Genomic DNA, 24,524 nt, shown 5'->3' with positions numbered 1-24,524 from the left:
GATGGGTTGGCTCAATCCATTGTCGAAGGAATCGCAAAAGCGCTGGGATTGAGCAAAAAAGATACAACCCCGAAGCCGATGTATCGCGTCACCGTGAACGGCGCGTTTGTTGTAGATACCGCTTACCCGGCCATCATAAAAGAGAAAGTCGAAAAAGCGGTGCTTGATCAAGCCGATGAAATCACAATAAAAAAGCGCGACAAATAAAAAAAAGGAGGGGCTATGCGCCCCTCCTCACACTTCATTCAGCTTATTCAGCCGCATGATCGATACAGCCATAACCAAACTCGATGTTCATTTTTACGATCTCGACGTATGTTTTTGCGTATTCCTTCGAGATTCTTCTTTTCTCCCTTTCTGTTTCCTCGTCAACAACTTGGATTGCATCTGACTGTTTTTGCAATTCGTCCAGTTTTTCGCATAATTGTTGGTATCTTTCAAGTTTTGTCATTATTGTTCTCCTCCCAACGCCTTTTTCAGTGCTTCCTCTTTGGAGGAAGCGTAAACCACAATGTCCGCGCCTGTCTCTTCGATGATGAGAGACTCCGCTTCCTCCTCTGTTTGGATACAGAGTGAGTCAGCGAGGGCTTGTAAACCGGCGTCCACTTCAAACACTTCACGGGTTTTTATCTTCACTGCGTAGATCATATGATGCCTCCAGTTCAAAATGGTAAATCATCTTTTGATAACTCTTTTATCATTTCGCCGTCTAATTTGTTTTCTTCCTTTAACTGATGGATGGTTTCTTCCAACTCATGCAAGATGGATTCCAATAAGTGCAAATCCAACTCTACAAAGTCCTTCACAACCTCATATCTACTTTTGATCGACGCCAAAATTTCGTCCAGCTCGTCAAGGTCAAAACGCCGCCACCGACTGTTAGACCGTTCCAGCGCTTCCGCCTCACTCTTTGCCCATACCGTCACATCACCTCCTGTTTTCTCTAATAACTTACGGTTCCATCCGAACCCCCACGGGCTCGCGTCTATTAGCCATTTTTTCAACTCTTCGGAAACCTCTTCCGCTCGTTGTTCTGCAAGAAAAACAATGTATTTGTTCATTTCGTCTCCTCTCCTCCTCTTTTTAATGGGAGCGGCTCATAAATAAAACGGGATGGGGATGATTGGTATTGGGTTCCCTTCATCATCTTTAGGCCAACAAACTTCGAGTAGTTCTATCTCTTTTGGCTTTTCTTTTAACCTTTTTAGTTCCTCCTCCCTTTTTCTTCTTTCTTCTTCCTCCATCTGTTCTTCTAATTTTTTCGCTCTATCGAATGTGTTCTCTACGACGCGAACAACTTCGCCATACCCTAAATATAATCCAGCGAGCCGGTCTTTATCTGGTTCTTGTTCAGACTCATCTTGTTTTTCTTTGAGTACCTCATATAATTCGTTCAAATCTCTTTTTCTTTTCGCGATCTTCACCCCTTCTTCAAAACCTTCAATATAAGATAAGGCATACTTTTCCCTTTCATCATTATCAAACCAATGGGGGCGCGTGTGAAATTTTTTTTCAAACTCAAACTCTTCCTTAAGTTCTTGTAGCATTTCTTTTCTCAGTTGTTTCCACTGCTTTTTACTGATTTTTTTCATTATTTAACATCTCCTTTTTGATGAAGTTGGTGGGCTTCCGCCCACCATTTTTTAATCAATCGCAGTCAAATGAGTTAAGATATTCTTCGTTGAATCTCAATTCTTTTCTCTTCCATTTGTCCATCTCTCCTTTTATTTGATAGTGTGCGGCCCCGTTAGGAGCCACAAACCTCTTCTGGATATTCGCCTTGAACCAAGTGCTCAAGGCATTCTTTTATTGTTGCTTTCCACACAATGCGGACACTTTCATCGTCGGCGAATAGCGGCGATGGGTAATCCAAGACAAGGCTTTTCTTTCCGTCCTCTTCAATGCAATATAGGCAAAACTCGTTTGTTTCCGCTCCAAAGCGCACTAACGCCTCGAAGTTATTCATTGTCGGTTCGTATTTCTTGCATTCTACCATTTTTTATCTCTCCTTTTATTTGGATGGTGCGGCCCCGTTAGTTAGGAGCCGCACACTCTATTTCAATACGGATACTTTCTGAAGCACACGTGTTTGAAAATACTTTTCTTTACCACACTACCATCTGGTAGCGCTTGGTCTACTGACTCCCGGCGAGTAGTGGCTAAAATAGCCACGCGCCCGTTCTTTTCGCACCACTTAGCCAGCAAAACACATGTTGCTGGTTCGCCCTGGAACCAAGCCAGATCCCCAGGGGATGTGGTTTCTTCCAGCCAATCCAAAACAGGCTGAATGTGTTCCATCGGATATTCTCCCTCAGGAGGGATTTGGGAAAAACGGGATTGAATATCTTGCGGAGGGAAATGGATAGAACCAACTCCCCATTTTTCGCGAAGCTCTTGCTCTTGTTCTGGATTCACCTTGTGAGATAACAAGATTGCGCATTTTTTCATAATCGATCACTCCTATAAGTTTTTTTGATATAATCAACTGAACTGATTTTTTTTCAAACCACCGCTCCCGGTTGCCGCCGGGAGCTTTTTTACTCTTTTTCTTTCCGCCAGAATCCTTGGGAACCGTGCTTGTACCCCAATTTACAAGCGCCTATAATCACCGCCGCTACCACGATCCCCCAAAACATTGGTTCTAGAACAAAAAGGATTTCATTTACTCCCATGCAAACCCCTCCTTTTCCTCATCCTCCTTAAGGTTTCATGATAAACCAGTCTTCCGGCTCACCTTCCGTCAAATCCAACAGGATGTCACCGGTAGACGTCCCGTTGATCTCATCCAAGACCCTCGTCAAAAACCTTATCTCCTCTAAGTCCCGATCATCCTTAAGTTCTGATCTACTGACCAGAAGCTGTATCCGTAACTCGATCACTTTTTTAAGCATCGTCCGGCTCCTCCCCCCAACGGCCACAAGTACGTCCGTTAAAAACTTTTATATACAGACCAGAGTCGCTGTCGCAGAACCAACCTGTCAGCCCTTCTCCGAAGAAAGTACCTTCGATCTCTTCCCACCCTTCCTCAACCTCAAACCCTGGTTCCTCTAAGAACCACTCCCCACAGCCTTCCTGGCCGACTAGAACCATTTCCTTAGTTTTAGTCATCTCAATCTTTCCTTTCTCCTTTGGATTTGGTTGACACCGTGAAATGACCCACGTCTTTCCTATTTTTTTTGATTGGATTTTGCCCTCAGCACACATGTTCTTTATCGTGCCAGGGGCATAACCCCATTTTTCCGCCGCCTCTTCAACTCCCATTACTTTGTCCAGTGGATTACATCTCTTTTTACTCATGGCGGTATTTTTTTCACCTCCTCGTGTGCGTCACCGCACTTCCTGATATCATAATACAATGTGCGATGACGCATGTCAACCTCTTTTTTCAGAAAAAACATACAAAACAAAAAGCCAACGAGCGCATGGGCTTCGCTGGCTTTTTGTTGCAATTTATCCGATTTTAGGAGAAAATCTACTCAATACCTTCTTCTTTTTTCACATCAGCAACGTGTTTCCAAAGAGCGTCAATCGTAAATTCCTGAAAAAAACCGGAATTTTTGTTGATTGGGGCTCCAATCTTCCGGCCGATCTTCTCAATCTCTTTGCGCAGCTCCTTTGGGATACGCACGTTATGTGGAACATGGGTTTTGTACTTGGGTTCCTTTTTGTACTTTTCCCCGTATTTGCCTGTGCTTTTTGCCTCTTGATTTACCTCTTGTTTGGGGTCATCGCCAGGTTGTTCATCCTGGGGCAGATGATCCTCTTTTTCTTGTTCTTGGTCTTGGTCAGGAGCAAACAGTGCAAACGGATCATCATAGTCTCGTCCCATGATCTAACATCTCCTTCAGCAGATTGAAGTAAATTTTGGAATGGTCGCTTTTTGGATCAGCCAAAACATGAGGCATCCCAAATTTGGCGATTGAATCGGCAAATCTGATTGTGTTGGGTATACGTGTGTTCAACAGACGAATACCGTTCCGCTTACAAAAGATATCAGCCTGCAATAAGTAGTTGGAATGTAGCTTTGTAGATGGTTTCATCATATTGGCGATGACACCATCTACTTTTGCATGTGCGCCAAGTCTCTTTTTAGCCTGATTAACAATGTCCAATACTGCCACGATCCCTTTAACCGCAAACTTTTCTGGTACAAAAGGGATGTACAGATAGTCAGCAGAGTTGATGATGTTTAGGCCGACCGTTTTGAGTTCTGGGGGAGAGTCGAAAAAAACAAAGTCATATTCACCCTTCACTTGATTTACGATCTTTTTGAAAAACTCCAAAGGATTACGCCCGCGCAAATTGGGTAAAACGTCCAACTCAAAGTAGTTTAAGTCTTGATTCCCAGGCAACAAGTCGAGATTTGGTTTCAGATTGACTATCGCATCTTTAGCCGGCAAATCCTTCACCACACAATCATACAAGGTGTTTTCAAATTTGTTGGGGTCTTTGTTGAACGCAACAGCACTGTTTCCTTGTGCGTCTCCGTCGATAATCAAAACCTTTTTGTCGGGATAAGCTAAGTGCAGCGCTGAAACAGACTCAACAACAATTGTTGTTTTACCAACCCCTCCTTTGTTAGCTATAAACGCCAGTACTTCCCCCAATAGCTTGTACCTCCCTTTATATGGTAGATGCACTGACATTTTACCACATGTCAAAAAACCAATGAACAATCTAAGCACTGATCAAGTTTAAACAGATATAATGATGCCTTTATTACTTGACGTATTATTCCGTACATTAAAACCACTAAGAAATCATTCAATGAAGGTTACTAAACAAGCGTCCTTAATGCCAACTAGAAATGGTGTAATATTTTATATTCGATATCCAATCAATATTCATTAATTAAAAGTAACATTAAACGAATGGAGATAGGTTACAGACAACCATTTATTAAATCATACAATACACGTTTCAAACATCGGTACAAATGTAATTATCATACTTGCTAGCAAGTATGAAGGTTGCTAGCAAGTTTTGTTGTTTGCCTTAAAACATATTTGATAAAAAACATTGTTGGCATCCAAACATGATGTATGGTATGATAATACAGAATAAACAAACAACTTAATATGCTAAGGAGGTTGGTCGCTTTGGAACGTTCGATGTTAATAAAAGCGCTTCAACACTTGGCGCTAAGCGATGAAGTAGCAAGGTTGACTGGCTACCCTCAAGACTACATTCCAACGTACATGGAAAGGGGGAAGATTCCAAAGTCGATAGGCAGGTTGGGGCGACATCACGTATGGGATCGGGGAGAGCTGGTGAAGTGGGTGAAAGAAAACCCACCCACGCTAAACAAACGCGTTTCTAAAAAATGAAAAGCCCTGGGCGATCTCTCACATCACCCAAGGCGCACAACACCATGAAGGAGTTGATTGAAACGATGAAATGGTATCACGAATGGCAACAAAACGCAAGAAACCGATACCTCGAAGGATACTATCCTGGACACCAAAGAGTTCCCAATGTCATTGTTCTCAGCCTGTATGGGATCGGGTATTTCATTGCTGATTTCATCCCGTTGGTCCTCAATTTGATTGACGGAGTTTACTGGACCATTAAACGGTTGGTAGGGTTTATTGTTGGCATTCTAGTCGAAGCCAGCATATTTGTTGTTCTTGCTGGCTCAGTAGTTTTTTCTGTCACCCATTCCATCGGAGAGTTACGGAAGGTCGGTGCAACGGAAGGGTTGGAATACGTCGGCGTGTTAATGTTTGAGGTTATCTTCATCGGATCAGCAGCTACTCTTACTGGTTTCTTAATGAAGAAAAAAATACCGCGTGGCTTCATCGAGTGGTTGGGTCTGGGTTTCACCGTTATCGGATTCTTCGTGGGACTCGCCTTTGTTTGGTGGGCGAACTCCAATGGAATGGCACAAACAGTTGAAGGTCAAATGATTGCCAGGGCGGTTCCGACTCTGGTGCTCATTTGTGAAGGGATTCTTGCCTATAAGTTCGTGGTCGAAAATAAAGAAGAAGCGACTTTTACTGAAATCATCCGGCGAAATCAGTTATCAATTGAAGAGGTGAAAACGGTCATCGAACAATATATACAGAAGAAGCGAGAAGGGGTTCTTTCAGAAGAAACCAACGACCAAAATGGTAGCGACCAATCGAAAAAAATAGTCGAGTCTGTGGTTGAAAATGATCACCAAAATGGCACTGAAAATGGTACCGGAAAAACGGAAAAAATGGTTGATGAAGTGGTTGAAAAAACGGGCCAAACCACTGACCAAATTGATATCAAAAATGGTCATGAATTTGGTGAACAAATGGTTAGTGAATTGGTTGAAAATCCGGTTCAAAATGGTACAGAAATTGGTGTAGAAAATGGTCACGAATTGGTTGGCGATACAATCCAAAATGGAGACCAAAAGGACACCAAAACTGACCATGAAAACGGTGCTGATTTGGACAAAGAATTGGTCGAAAATATGGTTGACAAACAGACCAATAGAAATGACGAAATGCCAGATATGTCAACGATTAAAGAAAATCAAGTTGAACCGAAAATTGAACCAAAATCTTATCCAAAAACAAACCAAAACGTTGGCGAAAAAATGGTCGAAGAAGTGGTTGAGAACTTGGCAGAAAACAAATCCAAAAAGAGTACGGAAGTTGACCAAGAAATTGAACCAAAACTTAACCAAGAAATAAACCAAAATGATAACCAGAATGGTTCTCAATATGACACCAAAAATGGTAACCAAACAACTATTGAAACGGACAAAGAAACGGTACCACTTGAAGACCAAAAAACAAGCCAATCAGAGGACAAAAATGATACCAGAAAAAAGAACAAGTTGGTCGAAGGGATGGCTGATAAACAAACCAAAAAGAGTACAGAACAGGAACCGATAATCACGGCAGACGCAGATCCAAAAGTGATCCAAAAAGTGAGAAGAAGAGTCAATAGATGGGTTAAGAAAGAGTACTTCGGCAAGAAACCACCAGGGCGTACAAAAATCAGTAATGAGTTTGATGTTGATGACAAACTGGCACGACAGTTTGCTGCTGAACTGAAAGAAAAGTACAAAGACAAAGTATCATGAAAGTCCCAGGATCGACTGGGCTTATAGATGGATTGTTGCGAAGAGTGCGCATGAAAAAACGAAAAAAGCCCCGGGATCTCCGGGGCGTCTGACAATCTATTAAATGTAATTGCCGTTTGTCGGAAACGGTGATAGAATTGGTCTCAAACAAAAGCAAAAGAAAAGATGCGTTCCCTGCCGTCGCCAAACTTTAGGGAGGACGCACCTTCTCATCCGCAAATTCAACTTCATCCCTATTGTACTGATGGTGAATATAAAAATCAACCATGTTTTTTTAGCGTACAATCGGGGAAAATTGCGAATTTTGTAAGTAAAGCGGAATGACTGGTGCAATATCCTCCCAAACGCAGGAGCGCGAAATGGGGAGGATATTTTTATGAGCATTGCTGACCAAAGAGGAAGAGTAATGAAACGGAAAAACCCGTTCATCATGATTGATCGGAAGCCGGTTGAAGATCCGCGGTTGTCGTGGAAAGCGACCGGTCTCATGACCTACTTCGTTGGGAAGCCGGATGGCTGGGAGTTCCAGATGAGCCACATCATCTCCAGCAAAACAGACGGGGAAAAGTCGGTGCGGTCTGGGATCAATGAACTCAAAGAAGCGGGGTACATCGTCCGCGTGGCCTTCCGGCAAGGCGGTAAAGTAAAGGACTATGAATTCTTTGTTTATGAGGAACCGGTGAAGTACCCGACAACAAAGGATCTCCACATCGATCTGGATCTATGGGAAAAGTATGAGCAAGAACACCAGGATGATGAGTTAATAGATATCACTGTCGCCGCAAAAGAAATCAAGGGAATGAAAAAGCAGGTTTCCCAAAACAGGCAACCAGAGAAAAATCAAGGGGTTGAGCAGGTTTCCCAAAATGGCAAACCAGAGGATTCTCAAGGCTCCGAGCAGGTTTCCGGTTTTCAGCATCCTGAAAACCAGCATCCTGGTTTCGCAGGACTATCAATAAGTACTTTATCTATATCTAATCAAACTAAGAATTATGATGATGATGCCCAGTATCTCCAATTAAGAATCTTGTTCATAAACAATGGCGGTCAGGATATAAAGAAACACGATAAGCATTACCAAAAGTATCAAGAAGCATTGGCTGCGATTGGTTCTTTTGACAAGATGAAAAAGTTAGCGGAGAAGTACATAAACAGCGGATACCATGATGCGCCACAGATTGTTTGGTTCATCTCTGATGGATGGAGAAACTTCAATGCTCCCAAGGTCAAAAAAATGATTAGACAGGATCGTTCCGATCTCCCCAAATCGCTACAAGAGGGGCAAGAGCCTGGCGAGACGAACGAGTTGCCACTATCAGAGGAAGAGCTGGCCAAAAAGCAAGCAGCAATCAAAGAGACGTTGCGGAGGATGAACGAGCGATTGCTTGCTAAGTAAAAGACGCGAAATTTTCGTCTGTAGCGACAAAAATGGTCGTTTTGATATAAGTATACCCCCTCGCCATTTTCGTCGCTTATACAGCCTCTGGTTAGCTCTCAGGGGTATCTAGTGATGTGTGTAGGAGGGTAGACTTTGTTCGCGGGAAATCCAGGGGTGTAGAATTCGCGTAAAATCCTTATACTGGAAGTAGGAGGGATGTGCGATGATCAAACGCGTGAGCCGTAAGGCAATACGCAATGTACAAACCGGACGTGCAGAGGCGCTGAGGCGGAAATTGTCTCAGCGAAAATATATTTCACCGCAATCAACTCGGAAACCAGATGCTCATATTATCCCGAAAGAAGACTGGTTTGCGGGCGATGATATATATGCGAAACTTTTATCAAGGTGACATCTGGTTGACACGTGTGGCATTTGAAGATAGAGGGATGTGGGTATATAAGGCGCGCCCCGTGATCATCGTCGGGAATCGGGCGACGATGGATCAAGATATCATCATTGTCCCTTGTACGTCCCAAGCTGCACGCAATGACTATGATGTGCTACTGTTGGAGTGGTCCATATACGGACTACCGGTACCGACAGTCGCACGTATCGCAAAAGTACAGAATGTTCACAAGAGACACTTTATCCGCTGGATTGATGGCCTTCGATCAAAGGATTGGAGCCGTATTAAAAGAAAATTGGATAAGCTATTTTGAGTGATCGGCTGGCCAGTGGCCGGCTTTTTTTTGTGAAAAAACAAAAACAGCGGCAATAACCGCTGTCAATCGAGGGAGTTAGAAAGATACCCGCTGATGCAAATATCTTCTCCAAAGCGTTGGATGGTGACATCTTTCAATGGAACAGCTAATCCCATTCGTTCAAATCCCTGACCTGAAATTGGAGTAATACTTTCCTTGCCACCAAGTAATTTGGGTGCAATGAAGGTAACTACTTTCTGAACCAGTCCTGCCTCCAACATCGACCAGTTGAGTTGCCCGCCACCCTCAAGCAAAACAGATGAAATTCCGTTTTCGCCTAAATACTTCATTGCTTTTTTAAGATCAACATGAGGACCGCTACCTGTTCGTATCACTTTCACTCCGTACTCCAAGAGTTGTTTTTCCTTCTCTGTGTCTGCTCTATCGGCGCAAAATACCCAGGTCGGAACTTCTTTTGCCGTTGTCACCAACGGCGTATCTATTGGAATACGTAACAGACTGTCAGCTACAATGCGGGTTGGACTTTTCCCACCGCCTTCTGGCAAGCGGGTTGTTAAACTGGGTCGATCCTTTAAAACTGTTCCGATCCCAACCATGATACCATCCATCCAATTACGCATGCGGTGAACATTTTCTCTCGAAAGTTCATTTGTCACCCACTTACTATCACCAGTTGAGGTGGCAATCTTGCCATCCAGTGTCATCGCTGTCTTCAAAGTAACAAATGGCATTTGTGTTCGCTTGTGATATTCCAAAGCGATTTGTTGATCACGTTCCATCTGTAAGTCCTCCCTTTTTACAAAGTGAATCGATAAACAAACTTATACATATCCGTCCGGCTGGTAAGCAGGCAATACTCTACCAGCTTACTGGATGCATCAAAAGTTCTCCTTATGATTCGCGCGACAGGAACCCCCTCAGGCATGTTTAATAATTCAACTTCTTCTTTTGAAGGTCTGTCCACGGCTATGGTTTCTTCACAAGAGATCGGCTTTCTCCCAAACGACTCTAGAGTTTTATACAGGCTGAGCGTAGGGTTCTGTTTCACTCCTTCCAAAATTTTCGATAACTCCTCAAGTGGTAAAGAGTCAGGTAAATAGGATGTGGATATGGTGATTGGCACATTATCCCTCAGTTGTAGTACTTGATATAGCAATACTGGTGATTGCAATTCCCTGCGTACTTCTTCTGGTGCATCTTCTAAAGTGTTGAGCAACCGGAGATCAATATATTTTTTAGTAGCTTTGTTGCTATGATCTCTTCCGAACCCACGGCGGGTTGATTGGAACTCCCCACCCAGAAGCCAATCAGCAGAGACCCCAAAAAAATTAGCAAGCTCTTTGAGAGTCTCTATGTTAGGCTCATAGACCCCTTTTTCCCACTTAGAGATAGTTGTGTTGTCTATGCCTAAGTGCTTTGCCAAATCTGCTTGGGTTAGCTTTTTTCGTTTCCTAAGGCTTTTTAGCCTTGCTGAAAAATCCATGTTAACCCCCATTTTCTTCACAAATTATTCAAGTACATCTTATTACAAATTTGATTATAGTTCAAATTTTTAGTTGACGTTTGATTAAACATCAAATATCATTGAATTAACAACTTGAGTAAACATCAAATTTCAGGAAGGAGGTTGAGCTCTTGAATTTAAAGGAGTTATCCAGATATAGAATTCAAAAAAAAGTGACTTTACTGGAAATGGCCAATGAACTTGGTTTAAAAACAGCCGGTGGCTATTCCAGAATTGAATCTGGAGAAGTTCGGATGAAAGTCGATCAACTTCCCGCCATAGCAAGAGTTCTTGAGCTGGATATTTACAAGTTAATCAAGATTCTTTTTGGAGTCGAAGTTGATCTTTGCTCAACTTGCCGAAGTTCAAAGCAGAAAGAGCCTACCGCGCAGGCCTGGACAGCTCAGCGGTAAGCTCTCATCTCAGAACCAGCGAAATACTGGCTGGTTCCCATGATACCACAGGAGGGGTAACGATGGGAAAAACATATCGTGTGGGCACTTGGAAAGTGACTGGACATGTTAATTTTGCCGAGAAACCGGATGTTCGCAAGTCGGTGGCCGTTCTCCGGTGCCTGTCGGGGGTGATCAACCTGAAAGAAGTCATGGTTGCATACCCGCAATTGGGGATTGACCTGAACGGCAAACCGGTCACGGAGCTGGAGAAACAATGATCAAGACAGCAAGTCTACTGTTGTTTCTCGCTGTCTTTGTCGCGCCGCTCGTTACGATCACAAGTCTGGCTTGTGAGTCGGTTTCAAATTGGATCAAAAGGAGTGTGGAAAGATGGATGCCTTGGTTGCGAAAATGATCTACCTAAGCCTGACAGTAGTCCTGATTGCGGCTATCTGGAAAAGCGTCAGCGCGTATCTGTCAGGAAAAGAAGTCAAAAAAGAAGTAAAAGCATTTCTAATAGTTTGTTTCTTTTTGGGAGCAGCACCGGGACTTACTAAAATCGCGTCTAATCTTGGAGAATCAATAGTGTCTCCGGTTGACGCTGTTGTGAAAATGGTTTCTGGCGAAATTACCAAAAGCGTGGGGAACTAACAATGGACATATTGACTTCAATGTTTTATATGTCCATCACGTTGTTAGTAGAGTGTCAGGTGTTTACGTTCATCCTCATCGGAGTGATTGTGCGCCATTCGATCAAACAAGATTGGCGCGGTCTCAACAAAACGATCTTGAGCTATATGCTGGCGATTGCGCTGGTGATCGGCCTGCCATACGGATATATAAAACTTTCCCATCCAGTGCAAGGAGCTGAAAAAAAGGTATTGGAGGAGGTAGAAAAGTGGATATCATAATGCCGTTTGTGGTTGGCTTAGTGGCTATTGGTATCATTTGGGTCACAGCCACGGTGTTAGACAAAAAACGCCTTACCCAAAAAGAGAAGATCGAAGTGGACGAGGACTTATACAAAGAGGACTGATATAGTCCTCTTTTTTCTAAGGAGGAGGCAGAACAATGGCGAGAATGATTACGTTCAAGTTTTTTGTACGAAAGGTTGGCGGTCAACCAGCTACAATCACCAAGACAGTTGAGATTCAGGACGACATTTATAAAACATTTGGCGACGCAAAGAAGGAAGTTGAAGAGGAAGGGTACCGAGTCACTGGGTGGCATCAACTCTATTGAAAAGCGAAACGGGGTTGCCCCCCGTCCGAGCAGTGTGGCGGCTGCTCGCTGATGAGCTAGCCAATTAAAGGAGGGATGAATGGTGAGAGTACGTTATTTTCCGTCAAATTGCTTCCGGATCGTGCCGATCCAAGATCGGGAGAAGACACAAAAGGATAAGCAAGAATGGCTGAGAATCATCACTGAGCTGGCCAACTTGAACCAGAAATTTATCGAGAAGGGAGCTGGTAGAAAGGTCGTCAATTCGACCGGCGAGCAAGAATACCGAGACGTTCCGCAGTTCAGCCTGAAACTTGTGAACAAGCGTGACGGCAAGATCCACGCTTATGTCAATCTGCCAAAAGATAAGGATCAGCTTCTAAAATACCGATTAGAGAAGGCATTTGAACAAGACATTGGCGATTTTCGCATGGAGGAAGACCATCTGGAGTTACATGACACGAATTTATATACGTTCGCTATCAAAGGCTATCACCATTTGGCCGTTGATCTGGACGGATCAACCAAATTCAAAAACCTATTTCGATCGGTTGGAAAAGATCAGCTCATGTACAGCCTCACAGTGAAAGAGATCGAAGACCAGCAAGCAAAACGGGATGAGCTGGTAGATGCTCGCTTAGGGTTGACGACAACCAAAGCAAAGGTGTGGCATTATACCAAAATCGGTGCAAAGTCTGCCGCAAAGGCAATATATGACTTTTGGTATGACGGCGAAGAGAAGATCAAAGAAAAGCATCGGGTAGCACTTCAGCAGATCAAGAAGCTGTTGCCAAAGAAAGAAAATAAGCAGCCATATACAGATCGCAAATTATCTTCCGAGAAGAACCGGTTCATGTTGGTGGAAGCCTTGTTCCTCTTATGGACGGACAGTGAGGATAAAGCGAAACGATTTGAAACGGAATTGCAGAAACTGGTGACGGAGCTCCAAGGTGAGAACCGGCTGGAAGTTGTCAAAGTGAAGCCGGACCTATCCAAAGTGGCGAAAGGGCGAATTCACTACAATTTGCCGACATTGTGTTTTTACCAGGCGGAACTGAGTAAGTTCCTGTTGTTGCCGGATGTTGAGGATGAGTTTTTTTACTCTGAGACCTTGCAAAAATCTAAACCACCTGAGGCTATGTATACTAACAGGATTGGAGATATTGCATTTGCAAGAGATATGGTTACCAATGAGATCGTTTCAATTCCGTTCTCTCCAAGTGGTCCAGCGCATATAAGAAAACAGGCATTAGATGATTATTCGACGCCGGTTATTAGTCCTGGTCAAATGGGAGCAGGGAAAACAGTTCAGATTGTTAATCAGGTGATTGAAACGTTTTGTGTAAAAGCGAAGGATCAGAAAGAGTGGAGAAAGAAAGCGCGTTCAGCCGTGGTGTTTGATGTAGCTGACGGCAAAATGATTTCTTCTATCCTAAACCTCATTCCGAACTGGCTCATGGACCGTGTTAAGATTCTCAATCACTTTGATACAAATCGGCCTATACCCGTTAGCTGGCACGATGTATTGAGGTTAAGCAGACAACAAGGGCATGAAGGTGCTGAATTTATCATCGCCCAAACTGAAACAGAGCTTTTGTTGGATAGCCTTGAGGATAGATCCAGTACCATTGCCATTGATCGTTACTATAAAAATGCTTTACAAGCGAGTTACACAGTAGGGAAAGGGACTATGTTGGACGCATTACGTATTATTACCGATGAAAAATACCGAGCGGAGGTTATTCAACAACTTGAGGAAAAACACCCGGTTTTACGGTTCAATCTCATTAAAGATGATCGAAGACTAAAGGACGAAAAGAGCCTTGTACACGAGACAATTGATAACCATCTTTTGCAGATAATGAACAACACCCCATGGTTTGATTGTATTTCCCAACCGGTTCATGAAGAAATTGATTTCTGGCGTTGGATGAACGGAGATGAGGATGGAGCCTATTTAGTGTTGGTGTATATCCCCAAAAAATTAGGTAAACATTTGCGGAAATTCTTGTTTGCCCATTACTTTTTAAAAACATGGCGAATGATGGAGTTAAGGGAAATCATCCCTGAAGAAAAGCGGCGTGAATGCCTTGTGATTGTTGACGAGTTACATCAAATTATCGATCAAGAAGCAGTAAAGAAAATGTTTGGCGACATTTTTAAGGAACCGAGGAAATATCGAGTACGGTATTTTTTCACCTTTCACGGTTGGTCGTCGCTTGAAAAGGCTGGAAAGAAAAAAACGGAGATTATCCAATCGATGAAGGATAGTGGTTGCAACTTGATTATGTTGAAGGGCGGAAAGGACACTTTTGAGGATATTAAAGAGATGCTTGATCCTTACGATGTTAAGGATTTTCTTTCCCTGAGTTCTATGCAATACTGTGCTATTTTCAAAATTGCTTATGGAAAGAAAAGTCATGTGTTCATGGCCAGAATGTTGGAACCGCCAGATCAGCGCTTACCCACTTATCGGACTGTCGATTTGACCAAGTATCAAAACACAGTGTTTGGCCGTCCTAAAGAAGAGGTGCGTAAGAGCATCAAATCTGATCTGGAATTAATGTTAGCAATCACTCAGTCGAAAGACAGAAAGGAAAAGAAAAAAGAGCCAGTCGAGCTTACATTTTAAGGAGTGAAAATGATGGTTATTGAAACGCTTAGTAATGAAGAGCTTGAAACCCAAGAGAAACTGATGTTGGTTGTTTACTATTTGGGGATGGCAGATCGACATCAATTGTCAAAGCTACTTAATCTGTCTGTCTACACGATCGACCAGGCTATTTCCAAGTTGAACAAAAAGAACAAGGAAGAGAAACATTTCATTTCACTATCAGCCCCGTTTAATCGGGGCCCCAAGATGTATCAACTTGGGCCTGCCGGTTGGGATTGGGTGATGGGTTGGTTGGAAGAAGACAGAAAGTATTACGAACGAAGTGATGCACAGAAGCGGCATTATCGCGGGATGACAGATATTTTAGTTAGACTCCTAGCTGCCATGGGAAGAGAGGAAGCGTTTAACAATTTGAGATTCTATAACACCAATGATGCAACAGAGCTTTTTCTTTATCCATGGCAAGTCGCTTACGGAGAAGAGTGGGAAGATCGGAAGTTCCGTCAAGAGAAATGTAAAGGGATGCCCAAACCTGACTTTTTTATTGAGAATGGCAAGGAAGGCTGGTGGGGAGAGTTTGACACCAGAAGCGAGGGGCCGAACAGGATAAAAGGAAAGGTGCGACAATACTACCGGGCGTTTAACCAGTTGGGGGAGCGTTCGAGATCCCGAAAACCGATTGTGTGGGTAACAACATCGGACAGTCGGGTGAGGGACATGAAGTCATGGCTTGAGGACATCAAGAAAGAACCGGAGTTTCAGGACATGAAAAATCCTCCACCTGACATGTTTTTCTTTGTAGAAGGGGAAGAGACACGCTTTTTTTTAGGTCAAAAATATGATGCATGTTCCTCTACAAGTCCCCTTACAAAAGCTACTACATGTTCCCTTAAACATTCTTATGCATAGCGTAGGAATCGCAAAACGCGTGCAGGTAAAGGGCAAAAGCTAGATTTTTGATGGCGACTAATTCATAGATTACCTTTGTTTTTTGTTTTTCATCTTTTCATTAAATAATTGGGGGCGCGATTTGCATGATGACAAGTGCAATTGACACGAGCATAAAATGGGCGTGCCTGACGCTCGTTGGTACTACGTGCGTGGTGTTGGTTTACTTGGTAATTGTTCTGGCCAGCATCATCAGAGGGGATCGGCACATGAAATCGGTTCTTAATATTGGATCAGAGGAGTATGTCTTCGAGAGCAAGCAGGGAAAAGAATTTCGGTTCAAGCACCACAAATTGTTTTGGATCAGCGTGGGAGCTGCCTATGCCGCGGCGGTTACTTTGATGTTTTGGTATATCATCTTGATCCCGATTGTCTTAGCCTTAGTTGGCAAAGCGTTTGCAAAATTAGGTTTCAAAAAAGCCTGAGCCATTGCGGTTTAGGCTTTTTTCGTTTTTGAGGTGACTATATTCAAAACTGTATGAAAAATTGGTATGATAGGCACGGAGGTGAGCTAATGAGAATCAATGTAACCTTTCAAGAATCATCACAGGCACGTGAGAATGCCTTTTGGCTGGCCATCCTTACATATGTGGAACCGTTCGTTTTGTGGTTTGGCATCTACAAGATGTACTCATTGCAAATCGCCGACTTTGCTTCAGTCGCGTTGCTAACAACATTGCTGATTTTCCGTTTCATGTACACTGCCAGGACATTTACATATCCGCTGGTGTGGGGCGTATTTTTATATGCGTTTACGGATGGTCAGCTCTTACCCTGGTGGATTGATGTCTTGGGGATCGCGTTGGTTGTGGGCGGGCGCTTCTGGATGCTATTTTGCCGAGGGAGATGAGCTTTATATCATTGGAAATTGTTGCTATACTGGGAGAGAAGGAGGCTGACCGATGGAAGAAATCCTGAATCAAATCCTTACCAAGCTGAATGACATGGAAGAAGAGAACCGATTGTTTCGTCAAGAGGTAGCCGAACGTTTCAACAAAATAGATCAACGCTTCGACCGTATTGAGACGGAGCTGGAAGATGTGAAGCGTGTGGTGCGTTTGTCAGCGGAGGATATTTTGGAGAATCAAGTTGAGTTTTCAGAGAAAAGCGACCTTCTTGATCAGCGTATCCGTTTGTTGGAGGAACGTCAGAACTACACTGATAAGCGCGTGCGCAAACTTGAAAAAAAAGCGAACGAACAATAAGAAGCCAGCCCATCGCCATGATGTGGTTGGCTTAGTCTTAGAGGAGGGATAGTATTGTCACAACAAACTTTGGAACAAAAGATAGCGCTAATCAGGGATGACTTGGCGCGCTACCAAAACGGAGAGTTGACAAAGTTGGAAAAGCGGCTTGTTGCAGCGCTCAAGCGGCAGTTGAAGCAGTTGGAGGAGAAAAAGTAAAAGCCAGCCCATCGGATGTGATGTAGCTGGCTTTTTTGTTTAACAACAATCTGGTTCCGACGCATCCACTGTAGTCGGAGCGGAAGTAATCGAGTGAATAGGCATCATGATTGAAAGTACGATAATGAGTGATAGGATGATCTTTTTCATAATATCCCCCTTATTTTTGCGCCTCTAGCCCAAGCCGATAGTACAGATGTTGATACTTTAAAAATTGTGTTTGGTCAGTGAACTCATAGCATTGGGCCAACAACAAACATATCTCTTGCTCTTTCTTTTTCAATCCCTGAGCGGCAGAAAGTTTCAACGCTTCCTTTAAAGGATTCACGGCTTGACCAAGTTGATCCTGATCGATACAAAGTCGTGCATATGCTTCTAACGCATGCACATATCGATGGCTTTCATATTTGATATTCAAAGCCATGGCCAAGTATCTTTTTGCCTCGTCAAATTCTCGCTTTCGGCGATGCAGATCACCTAGGTAGGTATAACCAGTCAAAAGAAGCGGGGACTTTTCAGGAAGTTTCGTTTGTAGCTTGAGCGCACGTTTGTACATACTGATGGCGTCATCAAACTCACCTTGTTGCTCAAAGATATTGGCCTTTACAATCCTCAGTTCAAAAACACGGTCGTAAAGACTGTTATCGACTGCAATCTTCTCCCCTAAACGGATATATTCCAAAGCTTCTTTGTATTGGCGATTTTCTTTTTTTACACGGGCTTGCTGCTCGTATATATTTGCTTGTCTCCATGCTTTTGTTATCTGAGAGATGTTTTCGATGAGATAAGATAAGATATCCTCAGCTTCCCTGATTCGATCCAACTTTTCTAAGTATGATGCCTTATTCATAAGGGAAAGGAAATAGACATCCATGCGCTCGCCTTCCAGATCAAACAAATCAACAGCCTTGACGATTTCGTCATATGCAGATTTTAAACCCTTTGTCTTGTAATAAATATTGCTGAGAATATTGCGCGCGCAGCTAATGATATTCATCGCGTTCGATTCGTGCTTTTCCGCTACACTAATCGCGTTAAGTGCTTCTTTTTCAGACTGGTCATAGTATTGAGGACCGGCATAAAAATAAGCTTTGGCCTTGAGATAACAGAGGACTTGGGCATAGAGATGATCGGTATCAATATTTTGTTTAATCTCTTCTAATTCCAATATGCTTTGCTCCAAATCAATCTTCGTTTCAATATCGGACTCTATTTCTTCAAGCTTTTGACGAAGCTTGTTCAAGTCCTCATAGCCAAGAATTTGGGCGACTTCTTCTAATTGGTATCCAAACTGCCGACACAACAGACGCAGTTTTTCTTCCTTTAAAAAAGATTTCAGGCCAAAGATTCTTCTGATCGTGCTTGGAGAAAGACCTTCACAGGCCAGCTCCTCCACCTTCAAATTCCGCGTTTTCCTTTGCCGCTCTAGGTATTGGACAACCTCCCGATATTTTGATTGTGTCATTCCTCAGTCAACCTTCTCTCTTATGATATCGAAAAAATGCGGACAAATTCTTCAACGGAAAAACTGTCACAATATGATTTTTTGACCGAAATTCGCTGTCAATTTTCACTTGAGAACTTTCTTTTACCCGTATTATTCGTGACTAGAACATGATTTAAAGCTGTTTTCGGTGATTTTTGACTGCGATTTTTCACCAAAATCGGCGAATTTTAATTTCATTGAAGAAAATCGAATGTAATTTTTGGAAAATAAATTTGATCACATAGTATTTTGGTGGTTAAAATATGGATAGTGATTGCAAATGCAAGAAAATTGGGAAATGATACGAAAGGGTTTTATGTAAAGTTTTGTATCAGAATGTATGTTCGATTGTATGCTATAATAAAAAAGCCCCGAGGTGATGCAGCACATGGAATATGCGAAAAAACGCCGCACGCGCAACAACACCGTAGGCTTTAGAACTGAGCAAGAACGATTTCATTATTTGATTGGTTTGATTATCGACGGAAACGAGACTTGTCTGAATGAAATAAATATAAATGATTCCGTAAAAGAAAGAGTCCTGGCCCTCGCTTTGGGAAACGAAAACCAGGGTTACAAACTGCCTGCACAATCCTCGCCGTTGCCGTTGTCATCCGGTAGAATGCCTTCTTCTCGCAAGTAGCCTTCAATAAGATCGGTGATGATTTTTAATCGTTCTTTGGGAATGTATTTCGCCTCGCCCGTTTTTGGATCGATTACATAGGGGCGTTTTTTAATCTCTTCGAGCAGATCCACAAGGTCTGCTTTCTTTGTGTTTTTGTCGCTTGTTTGGCTTTCGTCACCTCCTAATAAGTAGTCTATGCTAACCCCATAATAGTCGGCTATTTTTTGTAGCATTTCTGTATCAGGTTCATTTCTCCCGTTTTCATAATGAGAATATCGAGCGCGAGTAATCCCAAGTGTTTTCGCTACTTCGGATTGAGTACGTTTCCCTCTAAGCTGTCTTAAACGATTGCCGAGCATTCAAATGCCCTCCTATATCCGGTCTCAATAACAGTTTGTGTTTCTAAGCCCTATTATATGCTAACTTTTGTATCATGTGAAATCGTTTATCAATTGTAGAGGGGGTTCAATTTTATTTGATACGAAAAATAACTGTTGACGGATACAAAATGTATCCGTATAATAAAAAGTGTGAGGGATACGTTTTGTATCCGAACGAAGGAGGTGAGAACATGCGAATCCGCTTACGCTTAAAGGAAGAACGCAAAAAACGAAAGCTTACACAAAAAGAACTAGCTCAAAAACTTGGCATTTCTGAGGTTTGGGTGAAGAAAATCGAGAATGGGGTTAATGATCCGGGAAGGAAACTTATGTTTAAGTTTGAGGAATTCTTCGGTGTTAGTCACCGTGAGCTGTTCCCGGATCTCTCTCAGCAAAACGGTGATACTTTTTGTATCAAGAAAACTGGATAGAATTTTTCCTTATTGAAAGGAGGTGAAACCGATGCGCAATCGAGTAGCGGGCGTTGTGGATCGCGGAGTGTTAAAATTCGCAATCCACAACAAGCAAGGTCGCCTCTGCGGATGGCTCACCATCTCGGAGCTGGTCCGCCGTCAAATGTTCCAAGAACGCGAAAGGCCCACCCCGGTGGCCGCCGTGGTGAGCCTAAGAAAAAAAGCTTAAAAAATTAAACGTACACACAGCATAACACATGGTTTCCCTGTCCCGCAAGTGAGCGGAAACCACACGAGGAGCGATGCACAAATGACAATTGAATTCCCGATCAAAGGACGCATCACTTATGAGAATCTACCAGAGATCATCCAAGAGCTGTCTAAGCCACTACCTATCGAAGCAATCCAGCATGTAGACAGACAAACCAGTAAAAAAGGATACGACGCAACGGGGTATGGTTATCAGTATGTGGTCAATCGGCTTAACGAAGTGGTCCCAGGCCATTGGCGGGCAATTGAGGAAATGGATGAACCAGAGATGCGTGAGATCAAATCAGGTGCTATGTACCGACGAACTTGCCGGATGACCATAGAAATTGGAAATTGGCATTTTATCGATGGGCAAAACGTGTTTGAAGTCCTAGCCACAGGGACTAATTACGGCGGGCACGATGCACTGAACGACACAGACGCACGGAAAGGTGCATATGGCAACGCATTCAAAAAAGCGGCGGCTATGCTAGGGATCGGGCGGAAAGCCTTTGAAGGGACGTTGGATGAAGACTATTTCAGCGCCGAAGCTCAGGAAACAGGGGCATATGCGGAAGCACAGCGACAATACCAAAATCGCCAACAACCGAAGCAAGGAGCTGGCAATAAGCAACTGCCGCGCAAAAAGCCCTCGGCGCAGAAACAAGGCAACGGAGAACTGAATGCATACAAGGAGCTGGCCGAACAAAATCAAAAGCCGCAAGAAACAAGATCAGTCAACCAGCGTGGCCGATTCTTCGCAATCGCCGCCAAACGAGGTCTGAAAGAGAAGGTACAAAAAGCCCTTGTGTTCGGATTTACCGGTAAGGAGAGCCGAAAAGAAGTGGCCGATGAAGAGTTCAAGGTCATTGCAGATTTCTTAGAGAGCGCAACCAATGAAGAAATTAAACAAGCCATTGACGACGCAGTCAAGGCCAAAATCGACCAACAACAACCAGACACAAGCGACCCAACGGACGACGAAATCATGAAATTATTAGGCGAGGGGGTCGCGTAATGAACGCACTCAATCTGTTCAAACTGGCCGAAGCGATTCGATTCAATGAATCGCTTCCCATTCCGGTCAAGTGGAAACGGGCAACAACGGTGACGGGGATCAGCAAGCGGACTGGGGGTCTGATCGGCGGAAAGATCGGCCACATTCTCCTGATGGAAGATTGGGGAGGGCGGACCAGGGGAGAATTCCTTTGCGGGGCTGAGATCAAAAATCCCTTTGCTCACCAGATGCTGAACATGAGCGAGCGGGACGTGGAAGCCTCCAAACGCGAGCGAGTCACCTGTAAAAAGTGTCTGGCGGTAGCGGAACGGATGAAAAACAACGGGGCGGCTTGACGCCCCTTCCAATACAAAGGAGCGGGTTAACGTGGGATACAGTTTGAGTTACGTGAAAAGTTTCTACGGCTTGGACTTCATCAAACGCGGGATGAAGGTAAGAACACCCAAAGGGACGGGAACAGTCACGGCCGCTTACAAAACCTATATCCGAGTTCGACTGGATGGAGAGAAGAGGCCAGACGTTTTTCATCCGACTTGGGAAATGGTCTATTACGGAGCAGACGGAAGAGTCCTGGCGGACTTCAGAGAGACGGAAACAGAGACATTCTAAGACAACGGCGGTCGAGCTGGCCGCCTTCCTGGGAGGTTATGCAATGGCAGTATATCGACACGTACAAGTTTCATTCTGGCAAGACGCACGAGTTGTTGAAGAGATGACGCCGGAGGACAGGTATTTTTACCTGTACCTTCTGACCAACCCAAACACAACGCAGATTGGTATTTATCCAATCACTAAGAAACAAATTGCCTTTGACATGGGTTATTCCATCGAAAGCGCGAACGCATTGATTGATCGCTTTGAAAACTATCATAAAGTCATCAAGTACAACCCGGAAACGCGGGAGATCGCGCTGCTGAACTGGGGGAAATATAATCTCAATCGCGGCGGAAAGCCGATCGAAGATTGCATCAACAAAGAATTACGTGAGGTTAAAGACAAAACTTTGGTCAAATTGGTTGCCCAAAAAGTTGCTAATGAACGGTTGAAATCCTTGTATTTAGCGCACTTGGACGATACGTCAGACGATACGTCAGACGATACGTCAGACGATACGTCGACGATACGGGGGCAAAAAGAAAAAGAAAAAGAAAAACAAAAAGAAAAACAAAAAGAAAAACAAAAAGAAAAAAAAGATAACACCCGGGAAAAGCGAGTAAATGAAAATCTCTGCTCTCCCAAAGACATCGAGACCTTTGTTGAAAGCCAAATGGCTTCCAACCCGTTGTCTGTAAATAGAAAATTGTTGGTTAAGTACATTGATTGCTTACGGCTCACAAGAAAGAATGGGCGGATCTCTAAAAACATTATCCAAACAGAATGGGAAAAGTGGAGCAAATTTTCTCAAGCAGTTATCACATACGCCATGTGGACACACGTTGAAAAGCATGATGACAAGAAAGAAGAATACACGCTCGGGATTATGCGGAACACAAAAGAGCATGAAGCCAACCGTGGATTGTTGATCTTGAAGAACAAGTCCAAAGCATTAACAGAGGGGGAAATGCAAAATGATGTCCTTCCGACAAGCGATGAATCCAACGAACCTGATGAATACGCCAAATATTACATCTGATGATCCGATGAACGGCGCCCATTGTTGCCTGGTTTGCCGAAAAGAAATTAAACGTCTGAATCTCACCTTGATGGGCCGTCCTTTCCGCCCTCTCCCTGTATGCAATTGCGTGAAAGAAAAGTTTTTTCGAGAAGAGAGAGAAAGGGAGCTGGCGGAGAAGCGGGCGCGGATCTTGCGCCTATACGGTGACGGGTTGATGGATGATGAGTTGAAACGGGCATCATTCACGAACTTTGAACAACGGACAGGAACAGAGAACGGCTATAAAATCGCCAAAATGTTTGTTGAGAAGTTCAAGGAGCAGGACGCGGGGTTGTATCTGTTCGGCCCCGTGGGTAACGGAAAAAGCCACCTGGCTGCCTCTATCCATCATCAATTGCTTGGCCAGGGTTACGCATCAGTTTTTATTAATGTCAATCTGCTGTTCAGAAAGTTAAAAAGTACGTTCGGATCAAACAGCCAAAAAAGCGATTTTGATTACATCAATGCGGCGATGCAATGCGAAATCTTGACATTGGATGAGATCGGACTCAAGCCGCTATCAGAATACGAGTTTGGTGTACTCTATGACATCTTGGACGGACGGAAAGGGAAAATCACCAACTTCACCAGCAACCTTGATTTCAAGCGATTGCGCGAATGGCTGTCACGGGATAAGGATGGCCGCGAGCTGGACCCGGATGGGCGGGCGTTTGATCGGATCGTGGGGAGTGCGTTGCCCATCCGCTTCCAGGCTGAGTCATCATACCGCGAGTACAAACTCCAACAACGGCTGAAAGCCTTACAAGAGGTGATCTAAATGAGCGCACAGCCTAAGAAAAAAGGTCCCGCCAAGTTTTTACCGGAGATTCAACCTAACTATATCGCATGCTTAAACTGCAATTTCGGCTGGCATCATCCGCGTGATCTTGAAGAACTGCAACGGGCTTGGGAGATGGGATTGGGTTATCAAGAAATAGCCAAAGTGTTGAAACGGCCAGAGATAGAGGTTGTCATCTACATCATGGACCAGTGGGAGAAAGGAAATTTACCCGAGCGACCAGGAGGGATCTACGGAAGGAGGCGGCGGGGATGATTGAAATCATCACCAGATCAGAGGCACCGACGGAGTTTCAGCGACAATATGAGCGATTTTGGGAGGATGAGGCATCATGATTGATCCACGACACGGCGAACAGCTTGAATTGTTTCCGGAAGTGTTGGAGGAGGTAGCGCGGCAGAAGAAGCAAGAAACACGGGAGCGAGCGCGGCAACGTGCCAGGGAGCGGCGGGAGATGAAGCAAGTGGAACAAGTACAGCCGCCGAAGCTGGCAGAGGTGATACCGTTTAGACCAAAAGGCGTGGTGACAGTGACTGATTGGGGAGGGGATGCGTCGTGATAGCCAAGCAAATGGATCTATTCGCAATTGGCAAAGAAGATTACGAAGTCAACACTAACCCAATGGTCCGCAAGTATGGCCTCACCTGGAACG

The 24,524-nt window shown here is 43.8% G+C and carries 42 protein-coding genes and 1 other RNA gene; 28 read left to right on the top strand and 15 right to left on the bottom strand.

All coding sequences use genetic code 11. The features are described from left to right. The coding region (locus tag EDC32_RS16500) for a hypothetical protein (RefSeq protein ID WP_158283423.1) at window positions 1-207 on the top strand (207 nt) is incomplete at its 5' end. 43 nt (window positions 208-250) lie between these two features. Here EDC32_RS16500 and EDC32_RS15780 read toward each other — a convergent pair. The 11 genes from EDC32_RS15780 to EDC32_RS15735 form a co-directional block, all read right to left on the bottom strand. Next, window positions 251-451 carry a hypothetical protein gene (locus tag EDC32_RS15780; RefSeq protein ID WP_132223862.1) on the bottom strand — a complete coding sequence of 67 codons (201 nt, stop codon included), beginning with the start codon at window positions 449-451 and terminating at the stop codon, window positions 251-253. Continuing rightward, on the bottom strand, window positions 451-648 hold the full coding sequence (locus tag EDC32_RS15775; RefSeq protein WP_132223859.1) for a hypothetical protein: 198 nt from the start codon (window positions 646-648) through the stop codon (window positions 451-453). Before EDC32_RS15775 ends, EDC32_RS15780 begins: the two co-directional genes overlap by 1 nt. Before the next feature lie 14 nt (window positions 649-662). Continuing rightward, window positions 663-1,061 (bottom strand): hypothetical protein, encoded by a 399-nt coding sequence (locus EDC32_RS15770; protein WP_132223856.1) that lies wholly within the window; start codon window positions 1,059-1,061, stop codon window positions 663-665. Between the two features lie 36 nt (window positions 1,062-1,097). Further along, window positions 1,098-1,592, bottom strand: coding sequence for a hypothetical protein (locus tag EDC32_RS15765; protein WP_132223853.1), 495 nt, complete (start codon window positions 1,590-1,592; stop codon window positions 1,098-1,100). Between the two features lie 155 nt (window positions 1,593-1,747). Further along, complete coding sequence (locus EDC32_RS15760; protein WP_132223850.1) at window positions 1,748-1,996, bottom strand: hypothetical protein; 249 nt, start codon at window positions 1,994-1,996, stop codon at window positions 1,748-1,750. A 62-nt stretch (window positions 1,997-2,058) separates the two neighbouring features. Continuing rightward, window positions 2,059-2,448, bottom strand: a complete 390-nt coding sequence (gene csx20 / locus EDC32_RS15755) for a CRISPR-associated protein Csx20 (RefSeq protein ID WP_132223847.1) — start codon at window positions 2,446-2,448, stop codon at window positions 2,059-2,061. Window positions 2,449-2,537: 89 nt separating this feature from the next. Next, on the bottom strand, window positions 2,538-2,672 hold the full coding sequence (locus EDC32_RS16785) for a hypothetical protein (protein ID WP_281275239.1): 135 nt from the start codon (window positions 2,670-2,672) through the stop codon (window positions 2,538-2,540). 27 nt (window positions 2,673-2,699) lie between these two features. Beyond that, entirely contained in the window at window positions 2,700-2,891 is a 192-nt protein-coding gene (locus EDC32_RS15750; protein WP_132223844.1) for a hypothetical protein, read from the bottom strand. Further along, window positions 2,884-3,297 (bottom strand): helix-turn-helix domain-containing protein, encoded by a 414-nt coding sequence (locus tag EDC32_RS16555; RefSeq protein WP_158283422.1) that lies wholly within the window; start codon window positions 3,295-3,297, stop codon window positions 2,884-2,886. Before EDC32_RS16555 ends, EDC32_RS15750 begins: the two co-directional genes overlap by 8 nt. Before the next feature lie 175 nt (window positions 3,298-3,472). Next, window positions 3,473-3,829 (bottom strand): hypothetical protein, encoded by a 357-nt coding sequence (locus EDC32_RS15740; RefSeq protein WP_132223841.1) that lies wholly within the window; start codon window positions 3,827-3,829, stop codon window positions 3,473-3,475. Beyond that, on the bottom strand, window positions 3,813-4,607 hold the full coding sequence (locus tag EDC32_RS15735) for a ParA family protein (RefSeq protein WP_158283421.1): 795 nt from the start codon (window positions 4,605-4,607) through the stop codon (window positions 3,813-3,815). Before EDC32_RS15735 ends, EDC32_RS15740 begins: the two co-directional genes overlap by 17 nt. Window positions 4,608-5,099: 492 nt before the next feature. Here EDC32_RS15735 and EDC32_RS15730 point away from each other — a divergent pair, with 492 nt between their 5' ends. The 5 genes from EDC32_RS15730 (at window position 5,100) to EDC32_RS15715 (ending at window position 9,160) form a co-directional block, all read left to right on the top strand. Then, complete coding sequence (locus EDC32_RS15730; RefSeq protein ID WP_132223835.1) at window positions 5,100-5,327, top strand: hypothetical protein; 228 nt, start codon at window positions 5,100-5,102, stop codon at window positions 5,325-5,327. Window positions 5,328-5,371: 44 nt separating this feature from the next. Then, complete coding sequence (locus EDC32_RS15725; protein WP_132223832.1) at window positions 5,372-7,060, top strand: hypothetical protein; 1,689 nt, start codon at window positions 5,372-5,374, stop codon at window positions 7,058-7,060. A 406-nt stretch (window positions 7,061-7,466) separates the two neighbouring features. Beyond that, the gene (locus EDC32_RS15720; RefSeq protein WP_132223829.1) at window positions 7,467-8,456 is read left to right on the top strand and encodes a hypothetical protein; all 990 of its coding nucleotides are present in this window, start codon (window positions 7,467-7,469) and stop codon (window positions 8,454-8,456) included. A gap of 205 nt (window positions 8,457-8,661) precedes the next feature. Continuing rightward, complete coding sequence (locus tag EDC32_RS16490; RefSeq protein ID WP_158283420.1) at window positions 8,662-8,850, top strand: hypothetical protein; 189 nt, start codon at window positions 8,662-8,664, stop codon at window positions 8,848-8,850. Between the two features lie 16 nt (window positions 8,851-8,866). Further along, window positions 8,867-9,160 carry a type II toxin-antitoxin system PemK/MazF family toxin gene (locus EDC32_RS15715; RefSeq protein ID WP_246026976.1) on the top strand — a complete coding sequence of 98 codons (294 nt, stop codon included), beginning with the start codon at window positions 8,867-8,869 and terminating at the stop codon, window positions 9,158-9,160. 65 nt (window positions 9,161-9,225) lie between these two features. Here EDC32_RS15715 and ribD read toward each other — a convergent pair whose 3' ends face one another. Both ribD and EDC32_RS16485 read right to left on the bottom strand, forming a co-directional pair. Then, the gene (ribD, locus tag EDC32_RS15710) at window positions 9,226-9,942 is read right to left on the bottom strand and encodes a bifunctional diaminohydroxyphosphoribosylaminopyrimidine deaminase/5-amino-6-(5-phosphoribosylamino)uracil reductase RibD (RefSeq protein ID WP_132223824.1); all 717 of its coding nucleotides are present in this window, start codon (window positions 9,940-9,942) and stop codon (window positions 9,226-9,228) included. 17 nt (window positions 9,943-9,959) lie between these two features. Then, a complete protein-coding gene (locus EDC32_RS16485; protein WP_158283418.1) occupies window positions 9,960-10,646 on the bottom strand; it encodes a helix-turn-helix domain-containing protein in 687 nt (228 codons plus the stop codon). Window positions 10,647-10,798: 152 nt separating this feature from the next. Between EDC32_RS16485 and EDC32_RS15700 the strand changes: the two genes are divergently transcribed. The 13 genes from EDC32_RS15700 (at window position 10,799) to EDC32_RS16470 (ending at window position 17,248) form a co-directional block, all read left to right on the top strand. Then, window positions 10,799-11,080, top strand: coding sequence for a helix-turn-helix domain-containing protein (locus EDC32_RS15700; RefSeq protein ID WP_132223821.1), 282 nt, complete (start codon window positions 10,799-10,801; stop codon window positions 11,078-11,080). A gap of 62 nt (window positions 11,081-11,142) precedes the next feature. Then, the gene (locus tag EDC32_RS15695) at window positions 11,143-11,340 is read left to right on the top strand and encodes a hypothetical protein (protein WP_132223818.1); all 198 of its coding nucleotides are present in this window, start codon (window positions 11,143-11,145) and stop codon (window positions 11,338-11,340) included. A 112-nt stretch (window positions 11,341-11,452) separates the two neighbouring features. Further along, complete coding sequence (locus EDC32_RS15690; protein ID WP_132223815.1) at window positions 11,453-11,713, top strand: hypothetical protein; 261 nt, start codon at window positions 11,453-11,455, stop codon at window positions 11,711-11,713. A gap of 2 nt (window positions 11,714-11,715) precedes the next feature. Beyond that, complete coding sequence (locus tag EDC32_RS15685) at window positions 11,716-11,973, top strand: hypothetical protein (RefSeq protein WP_132223812.1); 258 nt, start codon at window positions 11,716-11,718, stop codon at window positions 11,971-11,973. Then, window positions 11,961-12,098: a hypothetical protein gene (locus EDC32_RS16480; RefSeq protein ID WP_158283417.1), complete on the top strand. Its 138-nt coding sequence runs from the start codon at window positions 11,961-11,963 to the stop codon at window positions 12,096-12,098. Before EDC32_RS15685 ends, EDC32_RS16480 begins: the two co-directional genes overlap by 13 nt. Before the next feature lie 35 nt (window positions 12,099-12,133). Beyond that, window positions 12,134-12,304, top strand: a complete 171-nt coding sequence (locus EDC32_RS16475) for a hypothetical protein (RefSeq protein ID WP_158283416.1) — start codon at window positions 12,134-12,136, stop codon at window positions 12,302-12,304. A 1-nt stretch (window position 12,305) separates the two neighbouring features. After that, an RNA gene (locus EDC32_RS15680) (hammerhead ribozyme type II) lies at window positions 12,306-12,370 on the top strand. A 55-nt stretch (window positions 12,371-12,425) separates the two neighbouring features. Next, window positions 12,426-14,915, top strand: a complete 2,490-nt coding sequence (locus tag EDC32_RS15675) for a type IV secretory system conjugative DNA transfer family protein (RefSeq protein ID WP_132223809.1) — start codon at window positions 12,426-12,428, stop codon at window positions 14,913-14,915. A 12-nt stretch (window positions 14,916-14,927) separates the two neighbouring features. Beyond that, window positions 14,928-15,806 carry a replication-relaxation family protein gene (locus tag EDC32_RS15670; RefSeq protein ID WP_158283415.1) on the top strand — a complete coding sequence of 293 codons (879 nt, stop codon included), beginning with the start codon at window positions 14,928-14,930 and terminating at the stop codon, window positions 15,804-15,806. 125 nt (window positions 15,807-15,931) lie between these two features. After that, window positions 15,932-16,270, top strand: coding sequence for a hypothetical protein (locus tag EDC32_RS15665; protein WP_132223803.1), 339 nt, complete (start codon window positions 15,932-15,934; stop codon window positions 16,268-16,270). Between the two features lie 89 nt (window positions 16,271-16,359). Further along, on the top strand, window positions 16,360-16,695 hold the full coding sequence (locus EDC32_RS15660) for a hypothetical protein (RefSeq protein WP_132223800.1): 336 nt from the start codon (window positions 16,360-16,362) through the stop codon (window positions 16,693-16,695). A 52-nt stretch (window positions 16,696-16,747) separates the two neighbouring features. Then, window positions 16,748-17,050 carry a hypothetical protein gene (locus tag EDC32_RS15655; protein ID WP_132223797.1) on the top strand — a complete coding sequence of 101 codons (303 nt, stop codon included), beginning with the start codon at window positions 16,748-16,750 and terminating at the stop codon, window positions 17,048-17,050. 54 nt (window positions 17,051-17,104) lie between these two features. Beyond that, window positions 17,105-17,248, top strand: coding sequence for a hypothetical protein (locus EDC32_RS16470; RefSeq protein WP_158283414.1), 144 nt, complete (start codon window positions 17,105-17,107; stop codon window positions 17,246-17,248). Between the two features lie 160 nt (window positions 17,249-17,408). Here the strand turns inward: EDC32_RS16470 and EDC32_RS15650 are convergent, their stop codons facing one another. Together EDC32_RS15650 and EDC32_RS15645 are read right to left on the bottom strand one after the other, a co-directional pair. Further along, window positions 17,409-18,713 carry a tetratricopeptide repeat protein gene (locus tag EDC32_RS15650; protein WP_132223794.1) on the bottom strand — a complete coding sequence of 435 codons (1,305 nt, stop codon included), beginning with the start codon at window positions 18,711-18,713 and terminating at the stop codon, window positions 17,409-17,411. 594 nt (window positions 18,714-19,307) lie between these two features. Next, a complete protein-coding gene (locus EDC32_RS15645) occupies window positions 19,308-19,718 on the bottom strand; it encodes a helix-turn-helix domain-containing protein (protein ID WP_132223791.1) in 411 nt (136 codons plus the stop codon). Window positions 19,719-19,930: 212 nt separating this feature from the next. Here EDC32_RS15645 and EDC32_RS15640 point away from each other — a divergent pair, with 212 nt between their 5' ends. The 9 genes from EDC32_RS15640 to EDC32_RS15600 all read left to right on the top strand — a co-directional run bounded on the left by EDC32_RS15640 (window position 19,931) and on the right by EDC32_RS15600 (window position 24,431). Then, window positions 19,931-20,170 (top strand): helix-turn-helix transcriptional regulator, encoded by a 240-nt coding sequence (locus EDC32_RS15640; RefSeq protein ID WP_425460180.1) that lies wholly within the window; start codon window positions 19,931-19,933, stop codon window positions 20,168-20,170. A gap of 31 nt (window positions 20,171-20,201) precedes the next feature. Further along, window positions 20,202-20,381 carry a hypothetical protein gene (locus EDC32_RS15635; protein ID WP_132223788.1) on the top strand — a complete coding sequence of 60 codons (180 nt, stop codon included), beginning with the start codon at window positions 20,202-20,204 and terminating at the stop codon, window positions 20,379-20,381. An 81-nt stretch (window positions 20,382-20,462) separates the two neighbouring features. Then, window positions 20,463-21,419, top strand: coding sequence for a hypothetical protein (locus EDC32_RS15630; protein ID WP_132223785.1), 957 nt, complete (start codon window positions 20,463-20,465; stop codon window positions 21,417-21,419). Further along, window positions 21,419-21,754: a hypothetical protein gene (locus EDC32_RS15625; RefSeq protein ID WP_132223782.1), complete on the top strand. Its 336-nt coding sequence runs from the start codon at window positions 21,419-21,421 to the stop codon at window positions 21,752-21,754. Before EDC32_RS15630 ends, EDC32_RS15625 begins: the two co-directional genes overlap by 1 nt. A gap of 31 nt (window positions 21,755-21,785) precedes the next feature. Continuing rightward, a complete protein-coding gene (locus tag EDC32_RS15620) occupies window positions 21,786-22,028 on the top strand; it encodes a hypothetical protein (protein ID WP_132223779.1) in 243 nt (80 codons plus the stop codon). Window positions 22,029-22,071: 43 nt separating this feature from the next. Then, a complete protein-coding gene (locus tag EDC32_RS16550; protein WP_211341944.1) occupies window positions 22,072-23,052 on the top strand; it encodes a replication protein in 981 nt (326 codons plus the stop codon). Then, window positions 22,988-23,851, top strand: a complete 864-nt coding sequence (locus EDC32_RS15610; protein ID WP_132223776.1) for an ATP-binding protein — start codon at window positions 22,988-22,990, stop codon at window positions 23,849-23,851. Before EDC32_RS16550 ends, EDC32_RS15610 begins: the two co-directional genes overlap by 65 nt. After that, complete coding sequence (locus EDC32_RS15605; RefSeq protein ID WP_132223773.1) at window positions 23,852-24,127, top strand: hypothetical protein; 276 nt, start codon at window positions 23,852-23,854, stop codon at window positions 24,125-24,127. It abuts the gene before it with no gap. Window positions 24,128-24,203: 76 nt separating this feature from the next. Beyond that, window positions 24,204-24,431 (top strand): hypothetical protein, encoded by a 228-nt coding sequence (locus EDC32_RS15600; RefSeq protein ID WP_132223770.1) that lies wholly within the window; start codon window positions 24,204-24,206, stop codon window positions 24,429-24,431. Window positions 24,432-24,524 lie beyond the last annotated feature (93 nt).

The organism is Laceyella sacchari (genome assembly GCF_004343255.1).
GTDB classification, from domain to species: Bacteria; Bacillota; Bacilli; order Thermoactinomycetales; family Thermoactinomycetaceae; genus Laceyella; species Laceyella sacchari.
The sequence above is the reverse complement of the archived record's forward strand: the minus strand, read 5'-3'. Positions and strand labels throughout refer to the sequence as shown.